Origin of the sequence: Promicromonospora sp. NPDC060204, from assembly GCF_042728455.1 — a bacterium.
Classification (GTDB): domain Bacteria; phylum Actinomycetota; class Actinomycetes; order Actinomycetales; family Cellulomonadaceae; genus Promicromonospora.
On sequence record NZ_JBHWZO010000038.1, the window covers coordinates 11947 to 31103 of the forward strand.

Here is a 19157-nt window from a genome sequence, read left to right on the forward strand (position 1 = left end):
CCGGATGACGGACCAGACACTCACCCACGCACAGTCCGCAGCAGACCAGCCCGCAGCAGAGCGGATCGACCCGGTCCAGCCCGCGGTCGTCCCCCAGGAGGCTCGCGACCACGCGGCCGACCTGGGCGAGTTCATCGCGGCGTCGCCGTCGTCCTACCACGCGGCCGCCGAGGTGGCCCGGCGCGCGCAGGCGGCGGGCTTCACGCTCCTCGCCGAGGACGCCGCCTGGGGCGTCACCCCGGGCGGGCGCTACGTGGTCGTCCGTGACGGCTCGGTCATCGCCTTCACCGTGCCCGACGCCGCCGGCCCCACCACGCCGTTCACCATCGTCGGCGCGCACACCGACACCACGGGCTTCAAGCTCAAGCCCAAGCCGACGACGCGCGGCGCGGGCGGCTGGTGGCAGGTCGGGGTCGAGGTCTACGGCGGTCCGCTGCTCAACTCCTGGCTCGACCGCGAGCTGGAGCTGGCCGGGCGGATCGTCACGCACGACGGCACCGAGCACCTGGTGCGCACCGGCCCGATGCTGCGCATCCCGCAGCTCGCGATCCACCTGGACCGGGGTGTCAACGACAACGGGCTAGCCCTCGACAAGCAGCGCCACACCCAGCCCGTCTGGGGCCTCGGCGACGCGCAGAGCGCGGACGTCCTGGCGGCGCTCGCGGGGGACGCCGGCGTCGACCCCGCGGACATCGGCGGCTACGACGTGGTGCTGGCGGAGACGCAGCCGGCCCGGGCCTTCGGCGCGGGGCAGGTCCTGTTCGCGTCCGCGCGGCTCGACAACCTGCTCTCCACGCACGCGGGGCTGACGGCGCTGCTCGGCCGGGCCGCGGGCCCGGAGGTCGGTAAGGGCGCGAGCGTCGAGATGTTCGCGGCCTTCGACCACGAGGAGATCGGCAGCGCCTCCCGCTCCGGCGCGGCGGGGCCGTTCCTGGAGGAGGTGCTGGTCCGCGTCTCCACGGCGGTGGGCGCCACGCCCGACGAGCGCTCGCGCGCGTTCGCGGCGTCACTGCACGTGTCGTCCGACGTCGGGCACGCGGTGCACCCGAACTACCCCGAGCGGCACGACCCGGCCAACCACCCCGTCGCCGGGGGCGGCCCGATCCTCAAGATCAACGCGAACCAGCGCTACGCCACGGACGCGCACGGCGCGGCCGCCTGGAACGCGGCGTGCCGCGACGCGGGGGTGCCCACCCAGGAGTTCGTCTCCAGCAACGTCGTGCCGTGCGGGTCCACGATCGGACCCATCTCGGCGACCCGGCTGGGCATTCGCACTGTCGATGTCGGAGTGCCAATTTTGTCGATGCACTCGGCCCGTGAGCTCACCGCGGTGGTCGATCCGTGGTACCTCTCGCGCGCGATGAGGGCCGTCCTCGGGGGGTGAAAAGCCGAATCGTCCCGCTACGAGGCGAGAAGGACGGTTGATCGGGGCGACCTGCGCTTTTGCATGTTTCCGTTGGTTCTGTCCGGGTATACATTTGATGCAATACGGACATGACTTGGACGTTTGTCCAAGAAAGAATCGGCCTGACCTGCGAAAACGGCCGATCCTGGTTGTCCGTGAGTCTGGAAGAAAATACCTAGTACCGTCCAGATGCATGGACCTCGTGGGGGTGATACCACTGTGGTCATCCAGAGCCGTGAACTCGGCAAAAGAGAAATGCCGGACCCTCAGGAGCCCCCTGTGCCTCGTGCAACCGTACGCACCTGCGCCCGATGCGGCTGTGTCCTCAGCCGTTACAACTCCGAAGCCCGTTGTGCCGCGTGCCGGCGCACCGAGTCAGTTCCCGTGGTGTCGCTGCCCAGCGTGCCGGCACGGGTCTGGCAGGACGAAGCCGTCCGCGCGGCGCTCGCCGACTGGGACTTCGGTCAGGTCAGCCGCATGGTGCGGCAGCTCGTCCCGCTGCGGCAGGAGGACGTGGCAGCCCTGACGGGGCTGAGCCAGTCCTACCTGTCGATGCTGGAGTGCGGTGACCGCCGCCTGACCGACGTCTCGCGCGTCGTCCAGTTCCTCACGGGGCTGGGCACACCGCCGGACCTGGTGCGACTCCCGCTCCCGGGGATCAGCCCGCTGCCCGACGCCGCGGAGACCGCGCGGACCACGACGTCCGGCCAGGTCAGCAGTGCTCCGGTGGTCGTGACGCCCACGGCGCCGGACCCCACGCTGCCGTGGACGGCCGACCGCATGCTCACCGCGCTCCGCCTGGCGCACGTCGCCGACAGCACGGCGGACTGGCTGCCCTCGGACGCGAACGGGCCCGTGTCGGCCACCGCGATGAGCGACGCCGCCGGGACGGACACGCCGCGGCCGGCGTCGGGCATCGCGCTGAACTCGATGATCCAGCGCTGGGACGCCGAGCAGGCCGAGCCGCTGCGCCGGGCCACGGTCGGCACCCGGGTGTCGCTGGAGCTCTGCGGGCACCTGCAGGGCACGCTCGACGAGCTGCGGGTCATGGACAAGGGCTCGGGCAGCGGCGCCGTCGCCGACCTGGCCCGCGCCCACCTCGCCCTGGTGGTCCGGATCCTGGAGCGCAGCACGTACGACGAGGTCACGGGCCGGCTGCTCGCCGCCGTCGCCGCGGACACCGCCACGCAGGCGGGCTGGTTCGCGTTCGACGCGGGGCGCACGGACTCGGCGCGCGCCTACATGCTCGCCGGCCTGCGGGCCGCGCACGCGGCGGCCGACGACCGGCTCGGCGCGGGTGCGCTGTCCTACCTCGCGATCCACGGATACTCCAGCGGCGACCCACGGGACGCGGTACGCGCGGCGGAGGCCGGCCGGCGTCGGATCGCCCGCCTGGACGCGCCGCACCTCTCCGCGACCCTCCTGACCCGGCAGGCCCGCGGCCACGCGGCCGCCGGCGAGGGCGAGGCCGCCCGCCGGGCCCTCGGCGAGGCCTCCGAGCTGTGCGCCCGTGGCCGCGGCGAGGACGACCCGCACTGGCTGTACTGGATGAACGAGGGCGAGATCCACGGCCAGTCCGGTTCGGCCCACCTGGCGCTCGGCAACACGGCGCGCGCCGTGGAGAGCTTCGGGCACGCGATCCGGGCCGAGCGGGCGGGCGAGCGTCGCACGCACGGCCTGTTCCTCAGCCGGGCGGCCCAGGCGCACGCCCGGGCCGGCGACCTCGACGCGGCCTGCGCCACGGGCGAGGAGGCGGTGAGCATCGCGGAGACCGTGCAGTCGGCGCGGCTGCGGGAGCACCTGCGGGACCTGTCCGCCGACCTGCGGCGCGGCGGTTCCACCCGGCGCTCCGGCGTGGGAGCTCGCGTGCTGACCGAGCGGATCGCGGCCCTGGCGTCGTGACCTCCCCTGCCACCTCCGGTGGCGATGTCCGGACCGGCGATGCCAGGGCCCTCGTGCTCTGGGACATCGATCGCACCCTCGTCTACGTCGGGGACGTGGACCGGACGGCATACCGGGAGGCGTTCGCCGAGGTCGTGGGACGACCCGCCGAACGCCTCCCGGTCAAGGGGACCGGCGTGACGATGCCGCTGGCCATCCGCGGCCTGCTGGCCGACAACGGGGTACCCGAGCACGAGGCCGAGCACCTGCTCCCGCGCATGCTCGCGGCGGTCCCGGTGCGCTTCGCGGCCCACATCGACGACGTGCGCCGCCTCGGGACCGTGCTGCCCGGCGCGATGGGCGCCCTCAAGGCGGTCGCGGCCGAGCCTGACCTGGTGACCACGGTCCTGACGGGCAACCTCGAGGAGAACGCCCGGATCAAGCTCGGCGTCTTCGGCATGGACCAGTACGTCGACGCCGCGGTGGGCGGCTACTCGTCCGACGACGCGCACCGCCCCGCGCTGGTGGCGGTCGCCCAGCGGCGCGCCGGCGACAAGTACGCGAGCGCGTTCCACAAGGGCAACACCGTGATCGTCGGGGACTCGCTGGAGGACGTGCGCACCGGGCTCGAGGGCGGCGCCCGCGTCGTGGCCGTGGCCTCGGGGACGACGCCGGCGGACCGGCTCGCCGAGGCGGGGGCCGACGTGGTGCTGCCCGACCTGACCGACTCGGGCCGGCTGATCCAGCAGATCCGTGTGCTGACCGACACCGCAGGGCCCGGATAGCACCTCCCTGACCAGGGTGCGGAGCCCTTGATGTTCCGACATAGTGACTGTCGTCACATGTGGGTAGACTCTGGTCTCTTCCCGCCATCGACGTTGCTGGCGGGGCGCATCGGCCTTGCACGGGTCAAGCCTGTGCCGGGCATTTCATATCTGGGGGAACAGCCCCGGAGCTCGTCGAGGAGGACGGATGCTCGAAGACGGCATTGTTTTCGGCGCAGGGAGCTACACCACGGTGGCGGTGATCGCCGTCATCGCGGTCGCTGCCCTCGGGTGCGCCTTCGTGCTGCGCCGCCAGGTGCTCGCCGCACCTGATGGAACCGCCAAGATGCAGGACATCGGCCAGGCCGTGCAGGAGGGTGCCTCCGCTTATCTCAAGCGGCAGTTCCGCACCCTCGTGCTGTTCGCCGCGGTGGTGTTCGCTCTGCTCTTCCTGCTGCCGGGCGACGGCGGCGTGCGGGTCGGCCGCTCGATCGCCTTCCTGTTCGGCGCCGGGTTCTCCGCCGCGATCGGCTACCTGGGCATGTGGCTCGCGGTCCGGGCGAACGTCCGCGTCGCCTCGGCCGCCACCCGTCCGGGCGGCCGGGCCGAGGGCGCCCGCATCGCCTTCCGCACCGGCGGCGTGGTCGGCATGTCCGTGGTGGGCCTGGGCCTGCTCGGCGCCGCGCTCGTCGTGCTCGTGTACGACGTCGACGCGCCCGCCGTGCTGGAGGGCTTCGGCTTCGGCGCCGCGCTGCTCGCCATGTTCATGCGCGTGGGCGGCGGCATCTTCACCAAGGCGGCCGACGTCGGCGCCGACCTGGTCGGCAAGGTCGAGCAGGGCATCCCCGAGGACGACCCCCGCAACGCGGCCACCATCGCCGACAACGTGGGCGACAACGTGGGCGACTGCGCCGGCATGGCGGCCGACCTCTTCGAGTCCTACGCCGTGACCCTCGTGGCCGCCCTGATCCTGGGCAAGGCCGCGATGGGCGAGCAGGGGCTCGTCTTCCCGCTCATCGTCACCGCGATCGGCGCGTTCGTCGCGCTGCTCGGCGTGTTCATCACGCGGGTCCGCGGCTCCGAGAGCGGGCTCACGGCGATCAACCGCGGGTTCTACATCTCCGCCGTCGTCGGCGCCGTGCTGGCCGGGATCGCGGCCTTCGTCTACCTGCCGTCGTCGTTCGGTCAGATGACCGGGACGGCCGACCTCACCGACGTGACCGCCGACCCACGCATCGTGTCCGCGCTGGCCGTGCTCATCGGCGTGGTCCTCGCGGGCGTCATCCTGTGGGTGACGGGCTACTTCACCGGCACCGACAAGAAGCCGACGCTGCACGTGGCCGAGACCTCCCGGACCGGCGCCGCCACCGTGGTGCTCTCCGGCATCGGCGTGGGCTTCGAGTCCGCCGTCTACACGGCCGGCATCATCGCCGCCGCGATCTGCGGCGTGTTCCTGCTGGCCGGCGGCTCCGTCCCGCTCGCCCTGTTCCTCGTGGCTCTCGCGGGCTGCGGCCTGCTCACCACGGTCGGCGTCATCGTCGCGATGGACACGTTCGGCCCGGTCAGCGACAACGCGCAGGGCATCGCCGAGATGTCCGGCGACGTCGACGAGGAGGGCGCGCAGATCCTCACCGACCTCGACGCCGTGGGCAACACCACCAAGGCCATCACCAAGGGCATCGCGATCGCCACGGCCGTGCTCGCCGCGACGGCGCTGTTCGGCTCGTACGCCGACGCCGTGTCGCACGCGCTCGCCCAGGTCGGGGACGTCGGCTCCGGCCTCGTGACCTCGATGCTCAGCTACGAGATCATCTCGCCGGTCACCCTCGTGGGCGTGATCCTCGGCGGGGCCACCGTGTTCCTGTTCTCCGGCCTCGCGATCGACGCCGTCACCCGCGCCGCGGGCGCCATCGTGTTCGAGGTGCGCCGCCAGTTCCGCGAGCACCCGGGCATCATGACGTTCGACGAGCGTCCCGAGTACGGCAAGGTCGTGGACATCTGCACCCGCGACTCGCTGCGCGAGCTCGTCACCCCGGGCCTGCTGGCGGCGTTCGCACCCATCGCGGTGGGCTTCGGGCTCGGCGTCGGGCCGCTGGCCGGCTTCCTGGCCGGGGCCATCGGCACGGGCGTGCTCATGGCCATCTTCCTGGCCAACTCGGGCGGCGCCTGGGACAACGCCAAGAAGATCGTCGAGGACGGCAAGTACGGCGGCAAGGGGTCCGAGGCGCACGCGGCCACCGTCATCGGTGACACCGTGGGCGACCCGTTCAAGGACACCGCCGGCCCGGCGATCAACCCGCTGATCAAGGTGATGAACCTGGTCGCGCTGCTCATCGCGCCCGCCGTCGTCGCGATCAGCGTCCCGGCGGACGCCAACCACGCGCTCCGCATCGGCATCGCGCTGGTGGCGGCGGCCGTGGCCTTCGGCGCCGTGATCTGGTCCCGCGTGCGGGCGTCCCGCGTCGACGCGGCCCAGCAGGCGGAGCAGGACCGCACGGCGGCGGCGGTCTGACGCCGAGGTAGCACCGCGGCGAGGTAGAACTCCGGCGATCTCGCCGGGGTCCTACCTCGCCGCAGCTCTGTCCCGGCAGGGGGTCTACTGGCCCACGCGGCCGTCCACGCACTCGCGCAGCAGGTCGGCGTGGCCCACGTGCCGGGAGTATTCCTCGATCATGTGCACCAGCACGTCCCGGACCGGGATCTGCTCGTCGCCGCGGGTGACGGTCGCGCCCAGCCCGTCCTCGGGCAGCGTCTCCATCCAGGTGTCGGCGTCCCGGACCTCGCGCCGCCAGTTCTCCCACGCGTCCTCGACGACGGCAGGGTCGGCCACGGCGCCGTCGAAGTCCGCGTCCGGGTTCTCCGGCGACTTGCCGAACAGCTTGGGCAGGTCCGGCTGCTCCTGCAGCACCCGCTGGAACCAGCTCTGCTCCACGTGCGCCAGGTGCCGCACCAGCCCCAGCAGCGACATGGTCGACGGCGGCACGGACCGGCGGGCGAGCTGCTCGGCGTCGAGCCCGTCGCACTTCATCTCCAGCGTGAGCCGGTAGTGCTTGAGGTAGTTCCAGAGGGTCTCCTTCTCGCCGACCGGGTTGGACAGCGCCTCACGCGGGTCGTCGTCCGGGTCCGCCCACATGTCGGGGTACACGGTCGCTGAGGTCCATCGCTCTGTCGTCATGGGACCAGTGCACCCTCCGGTCCCGGGGCGGTCAACGGGATAGTCGGCCGGCGTCTGCTCCCACTTCCCCCGCGTCATGGTCCAGACTGGGCCGCGTTGTCGCTGGGAGGCACCGTTGCTCGTTCGTACTCGCCTGCTCGCCGCGCTGACCGGCGCGACGCTCGCCGTCGGCGCCCTCGGCGCGCCCGCCGTGGCGCGGACCGGCCCGGCGGACGGCCCCACGGACCCCGGCGCGTTCGTCGCCTCCTACCTGCCGCCCGAGCCGGTGCCGAGCGGCGAGGCCGGGCTGCGCCTGCCGACGTCGTACCCGTACCAGCCCGACCTGCGGGTCTATCCCGCGAACGAGCGCGACGCCACGGAGCGCAACGGCACGGTCAGCCACGCGGACCTCGCGCCGCGCCTGACGCGGCTGATGGACCGGAGCGACCGGGTCTCGACGCAGGTGGTGGGGCAGTCGACCGAGGGTCGCGACCTCTACCTGGTCACCGTGACGGCGCCGGAGCGCCGGTCGGAGACCGCGCGGCAGGCCACGTGGCGCACCGAGATCCGGGAGCGGCCGGACCGCGCCGCGCGCGACGCCGCCCTGCAAGCGGGCTACAAGACCCCGATCTGGATGAGCGCCAACATCCACGGCGACGAGTGGGAGGGCACCGACGCGGCGCTGCGCGTCATCGAGCGCCTGGCCACGGCGGACGACCGCGCGACGCGGGAGACCCTGGCGCACCACCGGCTCGTGTTCAGCCTGACGCTCAACCCGGACGGGCGCACCCACGCGACCCGGGAGACGTCCCTGGGCCTGGACGCGAACCGCGACATGATCACGCTCGCCACCCCGGAGGCGCGCTCGTACGTGCGCACCGTCCAGGCGGTGCAGCCGCTGTTCGCGGCGGACTTCCACGGGTACACCGACGTGCTCCAGGTCGAGCCGGCGGGTCCGCCGCACGGCGAGAGCTACGAGTACGACCTGCTCGTGCCGCACGCCTACGCGATAGCGCGCCGGGTGGAGGACGACGTCGTCGCGGCCGACATCGACGGCAACACCTCCTACGACCCCGACACGGGCGACGCGGTCGAGGAGGACACCGGGTTCGTCAGGATTCCCTACCGGGACACGCCGTCGGGCTGGGACGACTACCCGCCGGTCTTCACCGCGCAGTACGCGTCCCTGCAGGGCGCGGTGACCACGACGGTCGAGCTGCCGCTGGGCCGCACGGGCCCCACCACGACGCGGGCCGACTCGGCGGTGGACACCGAGGTGGCCGTCACGACGATGACGTCGATGATCGACTACGTCCGGACCCACTCGGGCGCCATGCTCGCGAACCAGGTCGAGACGTTCCGCCGCGGGGTGGCAGGTGCGCCGAAGGTCGCGCTGACCACCCGCAACATCGCCGGCGTGCCCGGTCCGGACGAGTGGAAACGGCTCTGGGACCGGGCTGATGACCAGGAGACGGTGCGGCTGCCGCGCGCGTACGTGATCCCGGCGGGCCGGGGTCAGCGGTCGGCGAGCGACGCCGAGGACCTCGTGGACACGCTCCTGTTCCACGGCATCGAGGTGGGCCGGCTGACCGCCCCCGCGCACGTCGCGGGCACGGGCACCACCTATCCCGCCGGCTCGTACGTGGTGGACCTGCACCAGCCCCTGCGTGGCCTGGCCAGCTCGCTGCTCGGCCCCGGCTCGGACATCTCCGCCAAGGTCCCCGCCATGTACGACGTCTCGGCGTGGTCGCTCGCGGCCCTGTGGGGCGCGACGGTGGACCGGGTGGGCGCCACCACGGACGGCCCGGTGGGCCGGACCGTCCCCGTCCGCGCGGGGCGCGAGAGCGGCGACGTGCCGGACGGGCAGCCCTACGTCGGCTTCGACCTGGCCGGAGTCGCGGACCAGCGCGCCCTGAACGACCTGCTGGGCCAGGGCGTCCAGGTGCGGCTCACGGCGGACGGGGGCGCCGTCGTCGGGCCGCGCGGGCATGGGGCCGCCCACGACGTGGCCGACCGGTACGGCATCGACTTCACGGCGGCGTCGCGCGCCGACTGGACGGCGGGGGAGCCGGCCGAGGACCTGAGGATCGCGTACGTGGGCGACCAGGACGACCGGCTGTCGCTCCTGGCGCTCGGCTTCGACGACCTCGTCGCGGTCTCGGCGAGAGGGATCGGCACGAGCGCGGCGGCGGGCCGGCCGACCGGTCTCGAGGGCGCCGACGTCCTGTGGGTGGGCTCGTCCCTGGACCTGCCCGCGGGGTCGGCCGGCCACGCGTTCGTCCGGTCCTGGTTGCGCGACGGCGGCGCGATCGTCGGGCGCGGGGCCGGCGCGTTCGCGGCCGCGGAGTCGTACGGCCTGGTCAGCGGGACCGCGGTGACGGGCGACGCGGCCGGCAACGGCATCATCGAGACCGACGCCCCGGGCGACGTCCTGGACGACCACCCGCAGGAGCAGGGGTTCGTCTACCCGGCCGTCTGGTTCACGGGCCTCGGTCGGGGCACCACGGCGGAGCTGACCTACGGCAGCTTCCTCGCCGGCCACTGGTCGTCCGCGGAGGACGGCGGCGGGCCGGCGGCGGCCGACGGGCAGACTGCTGCCGTATCCGGCGAAGTAGGACAGGCGCGGGCGTTCGTGTTCGGCACCTCGGTCTTCTTCCGCACCCATCCCCGGGGCGGCCTGAGCCAGGCAGGGACGGCGATCCGCTGGGCCGCGTCGTGACCACCGCAGACGGCTGACCCGCGCGGTCCGCGGCCCGTCCGGGATCACCAGGGGTATGTGGAAAACCGGGTGCTACCGCTATCGTCTGCGGTGTTGTGCTCCCGAACGCCCCGTGGTCCGCGGGCGTGGACGGGAGCCCCGACGCAGGGGGCCCCGACGGGGGACCCGGAGCAGGAGAAGGTCCCGTGAGTGCCGACATCGACCCGACCGAGGCCATCCCTCAGGTCACGGCCGAACTGATCGCGAAGGCCGCAGCCCGGCAGGCTCCGCCGCCCGAGCGCGAGGCGACGAGCGCCCCGGCAGCCCCGGCGCGCACCGCGCCGGAGCGCCGCGCACCGGAGCGGAGCGCGGCCACGAAGGCGCCGGACGCCGAGCGGCGCCAGCCGGTCGGCGAGCAGCCCGCCGCGCCGGACGCCGTGCTGTCCAAGCGCCCGGGCTCGCCGTTCGTCCCGTCGGAGCCGTACGCCGACCGGCACACGTCGGCCGGCCACATCGCCGCCGGGCACCTGTCGTCGCTCGTGCAGATCCCCACCGTCTCGGTGTGGGACCCGCAGCACCTGGACCACGAGTCGTTCGCGCGGCACCGGGCCGCGCTGGCCACGTTCTACCCCCGTGTGCACGCCCTGCAGAGCGAGCCGGCGGGCGACCACGGCCTGCTCTACCGCTGGCCCGGCAAGGGGCGGCAGGACGTGCTGCACCCCTACCCGGTGGTCCTCATGGCGCACCAGGACGTCGCGCCGGTGGGCGCCGACTGGGCCGGGAACCCGTTCTCCGGCGAGATCCGCGACGGGGTGGTGCACGGCCGCGGCACCCTCGACGACAAGGGCGGGCTCGTCGCGGTGCTCGACGCCGTCGAGACGCTGCTCACCGAGGGCTTCGTGCCCGAGCGCGACATCTGGCTGTTCTTCGGCGCGGACGAGGAGACAGTCGGCGAGTCCGCCCAGATCGCCGTCCGCCGCCTGTACGAGCTCGGCGTGCGGCCGTGGCTCGTGATCGACGAGGGCGGGTCCGTCGCGACCGACGTGCTGCCCGGCGTCGACCGGCAGACGGCCCTCGTGGGCGTCGCGGAGAAGGGCCTGGTCGGGATCAACCTGTACACCACCGACGTCGGGGGCCACGCGGCCACGCCCGGCCGGTGGTCCGCGACCACGCGGCTCGCCCGTGCGGTGACGCGCGTGGGGCGGCACCGGTTCGTGGCGCGGGTCGACGCGCCGACCGTGGAGCTGCTGGGCCGGGTCGCCCCCGGCGCGAAGGGGCTCCAGGGCGCCACGCTCCGGCTCGCGGCCAGGACCGCCGCCGGGCCGCTGCGCAAGCTGGCCGCCTGGGTGCTGGCGGGCGGCGGCCCCGAGGCCGTCGCCACGGTCCGCACCACCGTGGCGGTCACCGAGCTGGAGGGCAGCGCCGGCGCGAACGTGGCCGCCACGACGGCCCGGGCCCGCCTCGACGTCCGGGTGGCGCTCGGTGACACCGTGGACCGGACGGTGGCGCGGCTGCGCCGCGTCATCCGGGACAAGCGGGTCGAGATCGAGGTCGTCGAGAGCAGCGAGCCCAGCGAGGTCTCACCCACCGACAGCCAGCAGTTCGCGCTCCTGACCGAGTCGATCGGGGCCGCGTACCCGGACGCCGTCGTGGCGCCCTACGTGACGGTCGCCGCCACCGACGCGCGCCGGTTCACGCCGATCAGCGACCATGTCTACCGGTTCAGCCCGTTCGTGATGACGCGGGAGCAGCGGCAGTCGACGCACGGTGTCGCAGAGCACCTGAGCGTCGATTCCCTCAGCCGCGGCGTGCATTTCTATCGTGAGGTGCTGCGCAAGATCCCGGGCTGACCTGGGCATTCAACAAATCACCGAAATTGGACTAAGTTCTCCCTCTACATCGGCGAGGGAGACTTTCATGAGCAGCTCCGCAGCACCGTCCGGAACACCCGGCGGGTCGCGTTCGCCCGTGAACGTCAACGTCCACACGTACCCCGCGCAGCTGCAGTACCCGCCGCGGTCGTACCTCGTCTTCAGCATTCTGATGACCATCTGCGTGTGGCCCACAGGAATCGTGGCGCTCGTGAATGCGTCGCGCGTGAACGCGCACTGGAGGACGGGTCAGCACGACAAGGCGCGCAAGGCGTCCCGCCGCGCCCGCAACTGGGGCCTGGTGTCGCTCGCCATCTGGGTGATCCTGCTGGTGGTGGTCGTGTTCTGGTCGAGCATCGCCTACCTGAACGGGTAGCACTTCACCCACAGTTCGTCAGCTATCACACGATTGCCCCTCCTGTCCTCCCCGGTTCTGCGGGTAAAGTGCGCGGCTATGAGTGCGACACGGCGCAAGGGCTCCCGGGGCGGTCGTGCTGCTTCCCGCGCCGGTGGTCCCCCCGCGAGCAACGCCCTCACCTGGGCGGAGAGCCTCGCGGCGGGTGAGGCCGCGCCGGGCGCCAGCGCCCTCGAGTGGGCCGAGGGGCTCGCGCAGAACGACAGTGCCACGCCCAGCCCCTGGGGCAGCGCGGGTGCGCCCGCCGACGCCGCGGCCCCCGCCCCGGCCGAGGAGAGCGGCGCCGGCTCCCCGTGGGGCCCCGTGCCGGCACCCGCCGTCGTCGACGGCGAGGACGCCCCGGCCGGCGAGCCCGAGGGCGACGCCAACCCGTGGGGCTCCGTGGCGGCCGCGGCGGAACCCGCCGCGGCCCGGGGCCGGAGCAAGAACGCGGGCGGCAAGAGCGCCGGCGGCAAGAGCGGCAAGGCCGGCAAGTCCCGCTCCAAGGGCAAGGGCACCAAGTCGGGTGCCAAGGGCGCACCGAAGGACGACACGGCCCCCACCCCCGCTGGCGGCTTCCCGCTGAACGTGGGCCCGGTGGCCGACGAGGCAACCGACGAGCCGCTGCCGGAGGGCGACGCCCCGCTCGCGACGGGCGCGCCCGCGCCGAGCGCGCCCGCGACCCGCGGGCCGGCGTCGAAGAAGGCCGGCAAGGGCCCCCGGGGCCGGATCCCCACCCCCAGCACGGCCCAGCAGCGCAAGATCAAGCGGACCCTGCGCCGTGGCCTGCCCCCGTTCCTCGACCGGCCGCTGGTGCTGGTGCTGGCGGGCGTCACCGCCGCCGTGCTGGGCCTCGGCACCGGCTGGGGCATGGACAACCTCCCCTCAGGGGGCGGCCCGATGTCGTCGGCGGACGCCGCGTCGTGCGCGCAGACGCAGATGGCGTGGACGCAGGCCGCCAACGCGCAGTCGGCGATGGTCGAGGACCAGCCCGAGACCCTGCGCAAGGGCTTCATCAACGCCCGCAACGCGCTGGACGGCGTGACGCCGCCGGAGGCGATCTCCTCGGACTGGGCGGTGGCGTTCACCTACTACTCGACCGTGGCGAACAACATCGAGAAGGTGAAGGCCAACGACGGCCCCGCCGTGCTCTCGGCGGTCGGCGGCGCGCAGGAGGAGCTCGACACCGAGGCGATGATCGAGGCGACCAAGGCCATCGGGCTCTACGTCAACTCGAACTGCCAGCGGTAGCCCGTCAGGATGGGGCCGTGCAGCCTCCTGTGACCGACCCCGTCCTCGTCGCCTCCCTCCGCGACGACCTGTCCTCCTCCGCCTACGACGTCGACGGCGTCGAGGACGTCCTCGGGCCGCTCGCCGCGGCCGCGCTGCACCGGGAGCAGGCGCTGCCGGCCCGCCGGGCAGTCGCCGCCGCGACGGCCGGGCGGCCGCCGTCGGACCGCGACCCGCGCGCCACCCTCGCCGGCCTCTTCCTGCTGGGCGCGGCCGTGCCGCGCGCCGCGCTGGACCGCGCGCTGCCCACGACCGGGACGGCCGGGGCGGAGCGGCTGGGCCTGGTCACCGCGCAGGGTTCCGGGGCCGACGACGAGGTGCGCGCCGTCGTGGACCTGCACCCCTACTCCTCGGTCGACGCCGTCGGCGACGCGCGCTGGTGGCTGGCGTCCGACCTGGGCGAGCTCGCGACCGGCGGCCGCCTCGCGACCGACCACGTGCTCGGCGCGGGCGGCGCGTCCCTGACGCTCGCGCAGGTGACCGTGCGCAACCCGACCGGCCGGGTGCTCGACCTGGGCACCGGCTGCGGCATCCAGGCCCTGCACGCGGCGCGGCACGCCCGGCAGGTGGTGGCGACCGACATCTCGCGGCGCGCGCTGTCGTTCGCGCGCTTCAACGCCGCGCTTAACCAGCCGGACGGGGCCGAGCTGGAGCTGCGGCACGGGTCCCTGCTGGAACCGGTCGCGGGGGAGCGGTTCGACCTCGTGGTCTCCAACCCGCCGTTCGTCATCACGCCGCACGCCGGCGCGGCGGGCCGCGCCGTGGCCGACGCCATCGGCGACTACGAGTACCGCGACGGCGGCCGGGCGGGCGACGACCTGGTGCGCGACCTCGTGCTCGGCGTCGGCGACGTGCTCGCCCCGGGCGGCACGGCACAGCTCCTCGCCAACTGGGAGCACCGCCGGGGCGAGCCCTGGGCCGAGCGCGTGGGCCGCTGGCTCGACGAGGCGGGCCTGGACGGCTGGATCATCCAGCGCGAGGTGCTCGACCCCGCGGAGTACGCCGAGACGTGGATCCGCGACGGCGGGACCACGCCCGACCGCGAGCCGGACGCATGGGCCGCGGCGTACGGCGCGTGGCTCGACGACTTCGCGTCCCGGGACGTCGAAGCCGTCGGCTTCGGGATCGTGACCCTCCGGCGTCCCGCCTCGGGTCCCGTCACGCTGCGCCGCCTGGAGGAGCACACCGGGTCGGTGCGCCAGCCGCTCGGGGCGCACATCGCCCGCAGCCTCGCCGGGCACGACTGGCTGGCGGCCCGGGACGACGCCGCGCTCGCCGCGGCCCACCTCGTGACGGCCGCGGACGTCACGGAGGAGCGCTACCTGACGCCGGGCGCGGCCGACCCGAACGTCGTCGTGCTGCGGCAGGGGGACGGGCTCGGGCGGGGCGTGCACGCGTCGAGCCCGCTCGCGGCCCTCGTGGGCGCGTGCGACGGCGAGCTGTCGGTCGGGCAGATCGTCGGCGCCCTCGCGTCGCTGTTCGAGGTGCCGGTCGACGCCCTGGCCGCCGAGCTGCTCCCGGCGGTCCGGGGGCTGGTCAGGGACGGGTTCCTGGAGGAGTGAGCGCGGGCGTCCCGGGCGGCGCGGCGGGGTGGCGCGCCGTTACCGGGACGTAACGGAATTGTCGAAGACCGATAAATCTTGTCGATGCCCGAGACATATCCCGCTATGACAGATATTTTCCACCGTGTGGAACTCGACATGCGGCACTTGAGGATGGTTGTCGCTGTTGCCGAGTCGGGCAGCGTCACGAAGGCGGCCGCTGCCCTCGGCATCGCGCAGCCGGCGTTGACCGCGCAGCTGAACCGCATCGACCGGTCCCTGGGCGGGAACGTCTTCGTCCGCGACCGGTTCGGTGCGCGACCGACAGAGCTCGGTGAGCTGGTGCTCAGGCACGCTCGCGTGCTTCTCCCCGCCATGTCGGCTCTCGCGGACGACGCCGAACGCCTCGTCAACGGCGACGTCGCCCACGGCGAGACCGTGCGGGTCGGCATCACCGGGACCGGGCTGGGCGGGCTGTTCGTCAACCAGCTGCACATCGGGATGCCCGGTGCGCAGGTCACGACGGCGATGCCCCCGCAGCCCGACGACGTCGCGTCCCGGCTCGCCCGCGGCACCATCGACGTCGGGCTGGTCGGGATGTGCTCCGACGTCTCGCCGCCCGCGGCCGTCGAGGTGTCGTGGACGCGGGTGTGCACCGACCCGATGTTCGTGCTGATCGACGAGCACCACCCGTACGCGGGCAAGCCCGAGGTGTCCCTCGCCGAGCTGGCCGAGGAGCAGTGGCTCTGCGTGCCGTCGCACGGCTGCCTCGAGGAGTGCTTCGTGTCGGCGTGCGTGCGCGCTGGGTTCACGCCGCGCGGCATGGGCGAGGCCGAGTGGACCACCGCCGTCGACCAGGTGCGGGCGGGCCGCGCCGTCGCGCTCGTGGAGCCGGGGCAGCCGGACCCGCCGGGGGTGGCGACGGTGCCCCTGTCCGGGGCGCCCCTGCGCCGCACCCACTACCTGGGCTGGCGGCACGACGCCGACCTGCGCGTGGACCTGGAGGCCGTCGAGGGCGCCGCTCACCGGGCCCACCGCGACGCCGTGCGCCGCAGCCCGCAGTACGAACAGTGGCTGGCGATGTACGGGATGCTCGGCTGAGCCGGAGGCGCAGCGCAGGGTGGGGGCCGAGGAACGAGGCACGCGCCCGGAGCGGAGCCGCAGGCTCAGTCGACAGGGACTCAGCTGACGTGAACACTTACGTGGTTTGCCCTCCATAGGAAATATGTATGACCTGAGTGTGATCTGGGCGTGAAGTCCATCTCCTCCTACGGTGGCAGAGCGGGTGAAAAAGCACCCGCGGGTGGAACTTCACCCTCTCCGATCCAAGGAGTCGCTGGAGATGAGTCGCACTTCCCTCCGGGGCGTCGCCGTGGCAACCGCCACCGTGGGCCTCTTTGCCGGCACCATCAGCGCCGTCGCAGCCGCACCGTCCGACGTCGAGGCCGCGACCGCCGGCTACACGCCGGGTCTCGTCTCCGCCATGGAGCGCGACCTGAACCTGAGCACGGCGGACGCCGTGGCCCAGCTCCAGGCCCAGGAGCTCCTGGCCGACACGCAGCAGAGCCTGGAGAAGTCGCTCGGCGCCTCCTACGCCGGGGCCTGGGTCGAGGGGGCGGACGCCCTGCACGTCGCCGTGACCGACGCCGCCGAGGCGCCCGACGTCCGCGCGGCCGGGGCCACCCCCGTGACCGCGGACCACTCGCTCAAGGCGCTCGACGCCTGGACCGCGGACCTGGACGGCGTGCTGTCCCCGGCCGACGTGACCTCGTACCACGTCGACGTGGAGACCAACGAGATCGTCGTCGACGTGGTCGACGGCGCCCAGGCCGACGTCCGGGCCGCCGTGGCGGAGGCGGGCGTGCCCGCCGGCGTCGTCTCGCTGACGCCGGCTGCGGAGCGTCCCCGCACGTTCGCCGACGTGATCGGCGGCGAGGCGTACTTCATCGACGACAGCGCGCGCTGCTCGGTCGGCTTCGCCGTGACCGGCGGCTTCGTGTCCGCCGGGCACTGCGGTTCGGTGGGTTCCTCGGCGAGCGAGCCGAGCGGCACCTTCGAGGTCTCGGAGTTCCCGGGCAGCGACTACAGCTACGTCTCGGTCGACTCGGACACGCCGGTCGGCGTGGTCGACGACTGGGCCGGCGGCACCGTGGCCGTCGAGGGCTCGACGCCGGCCGCCGTGGGCGCCAGCGTCTGCCGCTCGGGCTCCACGACCGGCTGGCACTGCGGCACCATCCAGGCGCTCAACGCCACGGTGAACTACGCCGAGGGCAGCGTCTCCGGTCTCATCCAGACCAACGTCTGCGCCGAGCCGGGCGACTCGGGCGGCTCGCTGCTCGCGGGCTCGCAGGCGCAGGGCATGACCTCCGGTGGCTCGGGCAACTGCTCCTCCGGCGGCCAGACCTTCTTCCAGCCGGTGGGCGAGGCGCTGAGCGCGGCCGGGGTGTCGCTCCTGACGAACTGACCCTCTGACGAGCCGACGCCGGGGCGCCGTACGCCCCGATCCGTCGGGCCGCGGAGCGGGTAGGGGGAAGTCCCTACCCGCTCTGCGGCATGTCCGCATATTGCTCCGATATGTCCTAACCGGTATCTGGGAGTTGCCTGAAAGCGACCATACGCTGTGCCGCACTGGGTGAATCCATTGCCCCGACGACAGGAGTCGCTGGACATGAGACGCACATCCTTCAAGGCGATCACCGTGGCCACAGCCGCGGCGACGCTTCTCGCCGGCAGCATCACCGCTGCTACCGCAGGCGCAGCTGCCGGAGCGGACAAGCCCGAGGTGACGAGCTACGCCCCGGGCATGGTCGCGGCCCTGGAGCGCGATCTCGGCCTGACCACCTCCCAGGCCGTGGACCGCCTCAAGACGGACGAGGCTCTGTCCGACAAGCAGCACTCCATCGTCAAGGCTCTCGACAAGGGCTACGCGGGCTCGTGGGTCGACGGCTCCGAGCTGTTCGTGGCCGTCACCGACAAGGCCGGGGCGGCCGAGGTCCGCGCCGCCGGCGCCACGGCGGTCACCGTCGACAGGTCGCTGGCGCAGCTCGACCGGCTCGCCACGAAGGCGTACCGGGCGGCCCCGCGGGCCGACGTCGCCGGCGCCTACGTGGACGTCGAGTCCAACGCCGTAGTCCTCGAGGTGGCCAAGGGGGCGAAGGCCGCCGTGGCCGCCGCCGTCGCGGACGCCGGGGTCGCGGCCGGCACGGTCTCCCTCGTCGAGGTGGCGGAGATGCCCCGCACCTTCATCAACGTGATCGGCGGCAACGCCTATTACATCGGCGGCTCGCGCTGCTCGGTCGGCTTCTCGGCCACCGGCGGCTTCGTCACCGCGGGTCACTGCGGTGACGTGGGCAACGCCACCACCAGCCCCAGCGGCACCTTCCGTACCTCCTCGTTCCCGGGCAACGACTACGCCTACGTGAACGTCGGCACGGACGACACCCCGGTCGGCGCGGTGAACAACTACAGCGGCGGCACCGTCAACGTCGCGGGCTCGACGGCGGCCGCCGTCGGCGCCACCGTCTGCCGCTCGGGTTCCACCACCGGCTGGCACTGCGGCACTATCCAGGCCCTGAACGCCTCGGTCACCTACGCCGAGGGCACGGTCTCGGGCCTGATCCGCACCAACGTCTGCGCCGAGCCCGGCGACTCCGGCGGCTCGCTGCTCGCCGGTACCCAGGCCCAGGGCATGACCTCCGGTGGTTCCGGCAACTGCTCCTCGGGCGGCACCACCTACTTCCAGCCGGTGAACGAGGCGCTCAGCGCCGCGGGCGTCACGCTGATCACGGGTGGCGGCGGCACGACGCCGCCCACCGGGTGCGCCAGCCAGGAGACGGCGTTCAGCGGCTCGCTGACCAGCGGCGCCTTCACCTACAAGCCGAGCAGCAGCGGCTTCTCGGCGTCGTCCGGCACCATCACGGGCTGCCTCGACGGCCCCAGCGGCGCCGACTTCGACCTGTTCCTGCAGAAGGTGAGCGGCAGCAGCTGGGTCACCGTGGCCCAGGGCATCACGTCGTCGCCCGACGAGAGCGTGAGCTACTCGGGCACGGCCGGCACCTACCGCTGGATCGTGGAGTCGTACTCGGGCTCGGGCTCGTACACGGGCGGCTACTCCACCCCGTGATCCCCGTTCCCTGACGTGTCAGACGCTCAGGTCACC

The 19157-nt window shown here is 73.4% G+C and carries 13 protein-coding genes; 12 read left to right on the forward strand and 1 reads right to left on the reverse strand.

Features of this window, described 5'->3' with window-relative positions; translation table 11 throughout:
• Positions 1-4 precede the first annotated feature (4 nt).
• The 4 genes from ACFWEJ_RS07450 to ACFWEJ_RS07465 all read left to right on the forward strand — a co-directional run bounded on the left by ACFWEJ_RS07450 (position 5) and on the right by ACFWEJ_RS07465 (position 6562).
• Positions 5-1384, forward strand: coding sequence for a M18 family aminopeptidase (locus ACFWEJ_RS07450; protein WP_377228561.1), 1380 nt, complete (start codon positions 5-7; stop codon positions 1382-1384).
• A 408-nt stretch (positions 1385-1792) separates the two neighbouring features.
• Complete coding sequence (locus ACFWEJ_RS07455; RefSeq protein ID WP_377228562.1) at positions 1793-3307, forward strand: helix-turn-helix domain-containing protein; 1515 nt, start codon at positions 1793-1795, stop codon at positions 3305-3307.
• A complete protein-coding gene (locus ACFWEJ_RS07460) occupies positions 3304-4071 on the forward strand; it encodes an HAD hydrolase-like protein (protein WP_377228563.1) in 768 nt (255 codons plus the stop codon). Before ACFWEJ_RS07455 ends, ACFWEJ_RS07460 begins: the two co-directional genes overlap by 4 nt.
• A 187-nt stretch (positions 4072-4258) precedes the next feature.
• Positions 4259-6562, forward strand: a complete 2304-nt coding sequence (locus ACFWEJ_RS07465; RefSeq protein WP_377228564.1) for a sodium-translocating pyrophosphatase — start codon at positions 4259-4261, stop codon at positions 6560-6562.
• A gap of 84 nt (positions 6563-6646) precedes the next feature.
• Here the strand turns inward: ACFWEJ_RS07465 and ACFWEJ_RS07470 are convergent, their stop codons facing one another.
• Positions 6647-7225 (reverse strand): DinB family protein, encoded by a 579-nt coding sequence (locus ACFWEJ_RS07470; protein WP_377228565.1) that lies wholly within the window; start codon positions 7223-7225, stop codon positions 6647-6649.
• A gap of 115 nt (positions 7226-7340) precedes the next feature.
• Here ACFWEJ_RS07470 and ACFWEJ_RS07475 point away from each other — a divergent pair, with 115 nt between their 5' ends.
• The 8 genes from ACFWEJ_RS07475 (at position 7341) to ACFWEJ_RS07510 (ending at position 19121) form a co-directional block, all read left to right on the forward strand.
• The gene (locus tag ACFWEJ_RS07475; protein WP_377228566.1) at positions 7341-9923 is read left to right on the forward strand and encodes a M14 family zinc carboxypeptidase; all 2583 of its coding nucleotides are present in this window, start codon (positions 7341-7343) and stop codon (positions 9921-9923) included.
• Positions 9924-10108: 185 nt separating this feature from the next.
• Entirely contained in the window at positions 10109-11752 is a 1644-nt protein-coding gene (locus tag ACFWEJ_RS07480) for a M20/M25/M40 family metallo-hydrolase (protein ID WP_377228567.1), read from the forward strand.
• Between the two features lie 67 nt (positions 11753-11819).
• Positions 11820-12149: a CD225/dispanin family protein gene (locus tag ACFWEJ_RS07485; protein WP_377228568.1), complete on the forward strand. Its 330-nt coding sequence runs from the start codon at positions 11820-11822 to the stop codon at positions 12147-12149.
• Positions 12150-12227: 78 nt separating this feature from the next.
• Positions 12228-13418 (forward strand): hypothetical protein, encoded by a 1191-nt coding sequence (locus tag ACFWEJ_RS07490; RefSeq protein WP_377228569.1) that lies wholly within the window; start codon positions 12228-12230, stop codon positions 13416-13418.
• 17 nt (positions 13419-13435) lie between these two features.
• Positions 13436-15019, forward strand: coding sequence for a methyltransferase (locus ACFWEJ_RS07495; RefSeq protein ID WP_377228570.1), 1584 nt, complete (start codon positions 13436-13438; stop codon positions 15017-15019).
• 138 nt (positions 15020-15157) lie between these two features.
• Entirely contained in the window at positions 15158-16099 is a 942-nt protein-coding gene (locus ACFWEJ_RS07500) for a LysR family transcriptional regulator (RefSeq protein WP_377228571.1), read from the forward strand.
• 241 nt (positions 16100-16340) lie between these two features.
• Positions 16341-17462 (forward strand): alpha-lytic protease prodomain-containing protein, encoded by a 1122-nt coding sequence (locus ACFWEJ_RS07505; protein ID WP_377228572.1) that lies wholly within the window; start codon positions 16341-16343, stop codon positions 17460-17462.
• 204 nt (positions 17463-17666) lie between these two features.
• Positions 17667-19121: a S1 family peptidase gene (locus ACFWEJ_RS07510; protein ID WP_377228573.1), complete on the forward strand. Its 1455-nt coding sequence runs from the start codon at positions 17667-17669 to the stop codon at positions 19119-19121.
• The last annotated feature ends 36 nt before the right edge of the window (positions 19122-19157 follow it).

What these genes read in the sequence shown, in the direction of transcription:
- ACFWEJ_RS07450 (WP_377228561.1), top strand. Translation starts at nt 5, where the DNA reads ATGACGGACCAGACACTCACCCACGCACAGTCCGCAGCAGACCAGCCC.
- ACFWEJ_RS07465 (WP_377228564.1), top strand. Translation starts at nt 4,259, where the DNA reads ATGCTCGAAGACGGCATTGTTTTCGGCGCAGGGAGCTACACCACGGTG.
- ACFWEJ_RS07470 (WP_377228565.1), bottom strand. Translation starts at nt 7,225, where the DNA reads ATGACGACAGAGCGATGGACCTCAGCGACCGTGTACCCCGACATGTGG.
- ACFWEJ_RS07485 (WP_377228568.1), top strand. Translation starts at nt 11,820, where the DNA reads ATGAGCAGCTCCGCAGCACCGTCCGGAACACCCGGCGGGTCGCGTTCG.
- ACFWEJ_RS07490 (WP_377228569.1), top strand. Translation starts at nt 12,228, where the DNA reads ATGAGTGCGACACGGCGCAAGGGCTCCCGGGGCGGTCGTGCTGCTTCC.
- ACFWEJ_RS07500 (WP_377228571.1), top strand. Translation starts at nt 15,158, where the DNA reads ATGCGGCACTTGAGGATGGTTGTCGCTGTTGCCGAGTCGGGCAGCGTC.
- ACFWEJ_RS07505 (WP_377228572.1), top strand. Translation starts at nt 16,341, where the DNA reads ATGAGTCGCACTTCCCTCCGGGGCGTCGCCGTGGCAACCGCCACCGTG.
- ACFWEJ_RS07510 (WP_377228573.1), top strand. Translation starts at nt 17,667, where the DNA reads ATGAGACGCACATCCTTCAAGGCGATCACCGTGGCCACAGCCGCGGCG.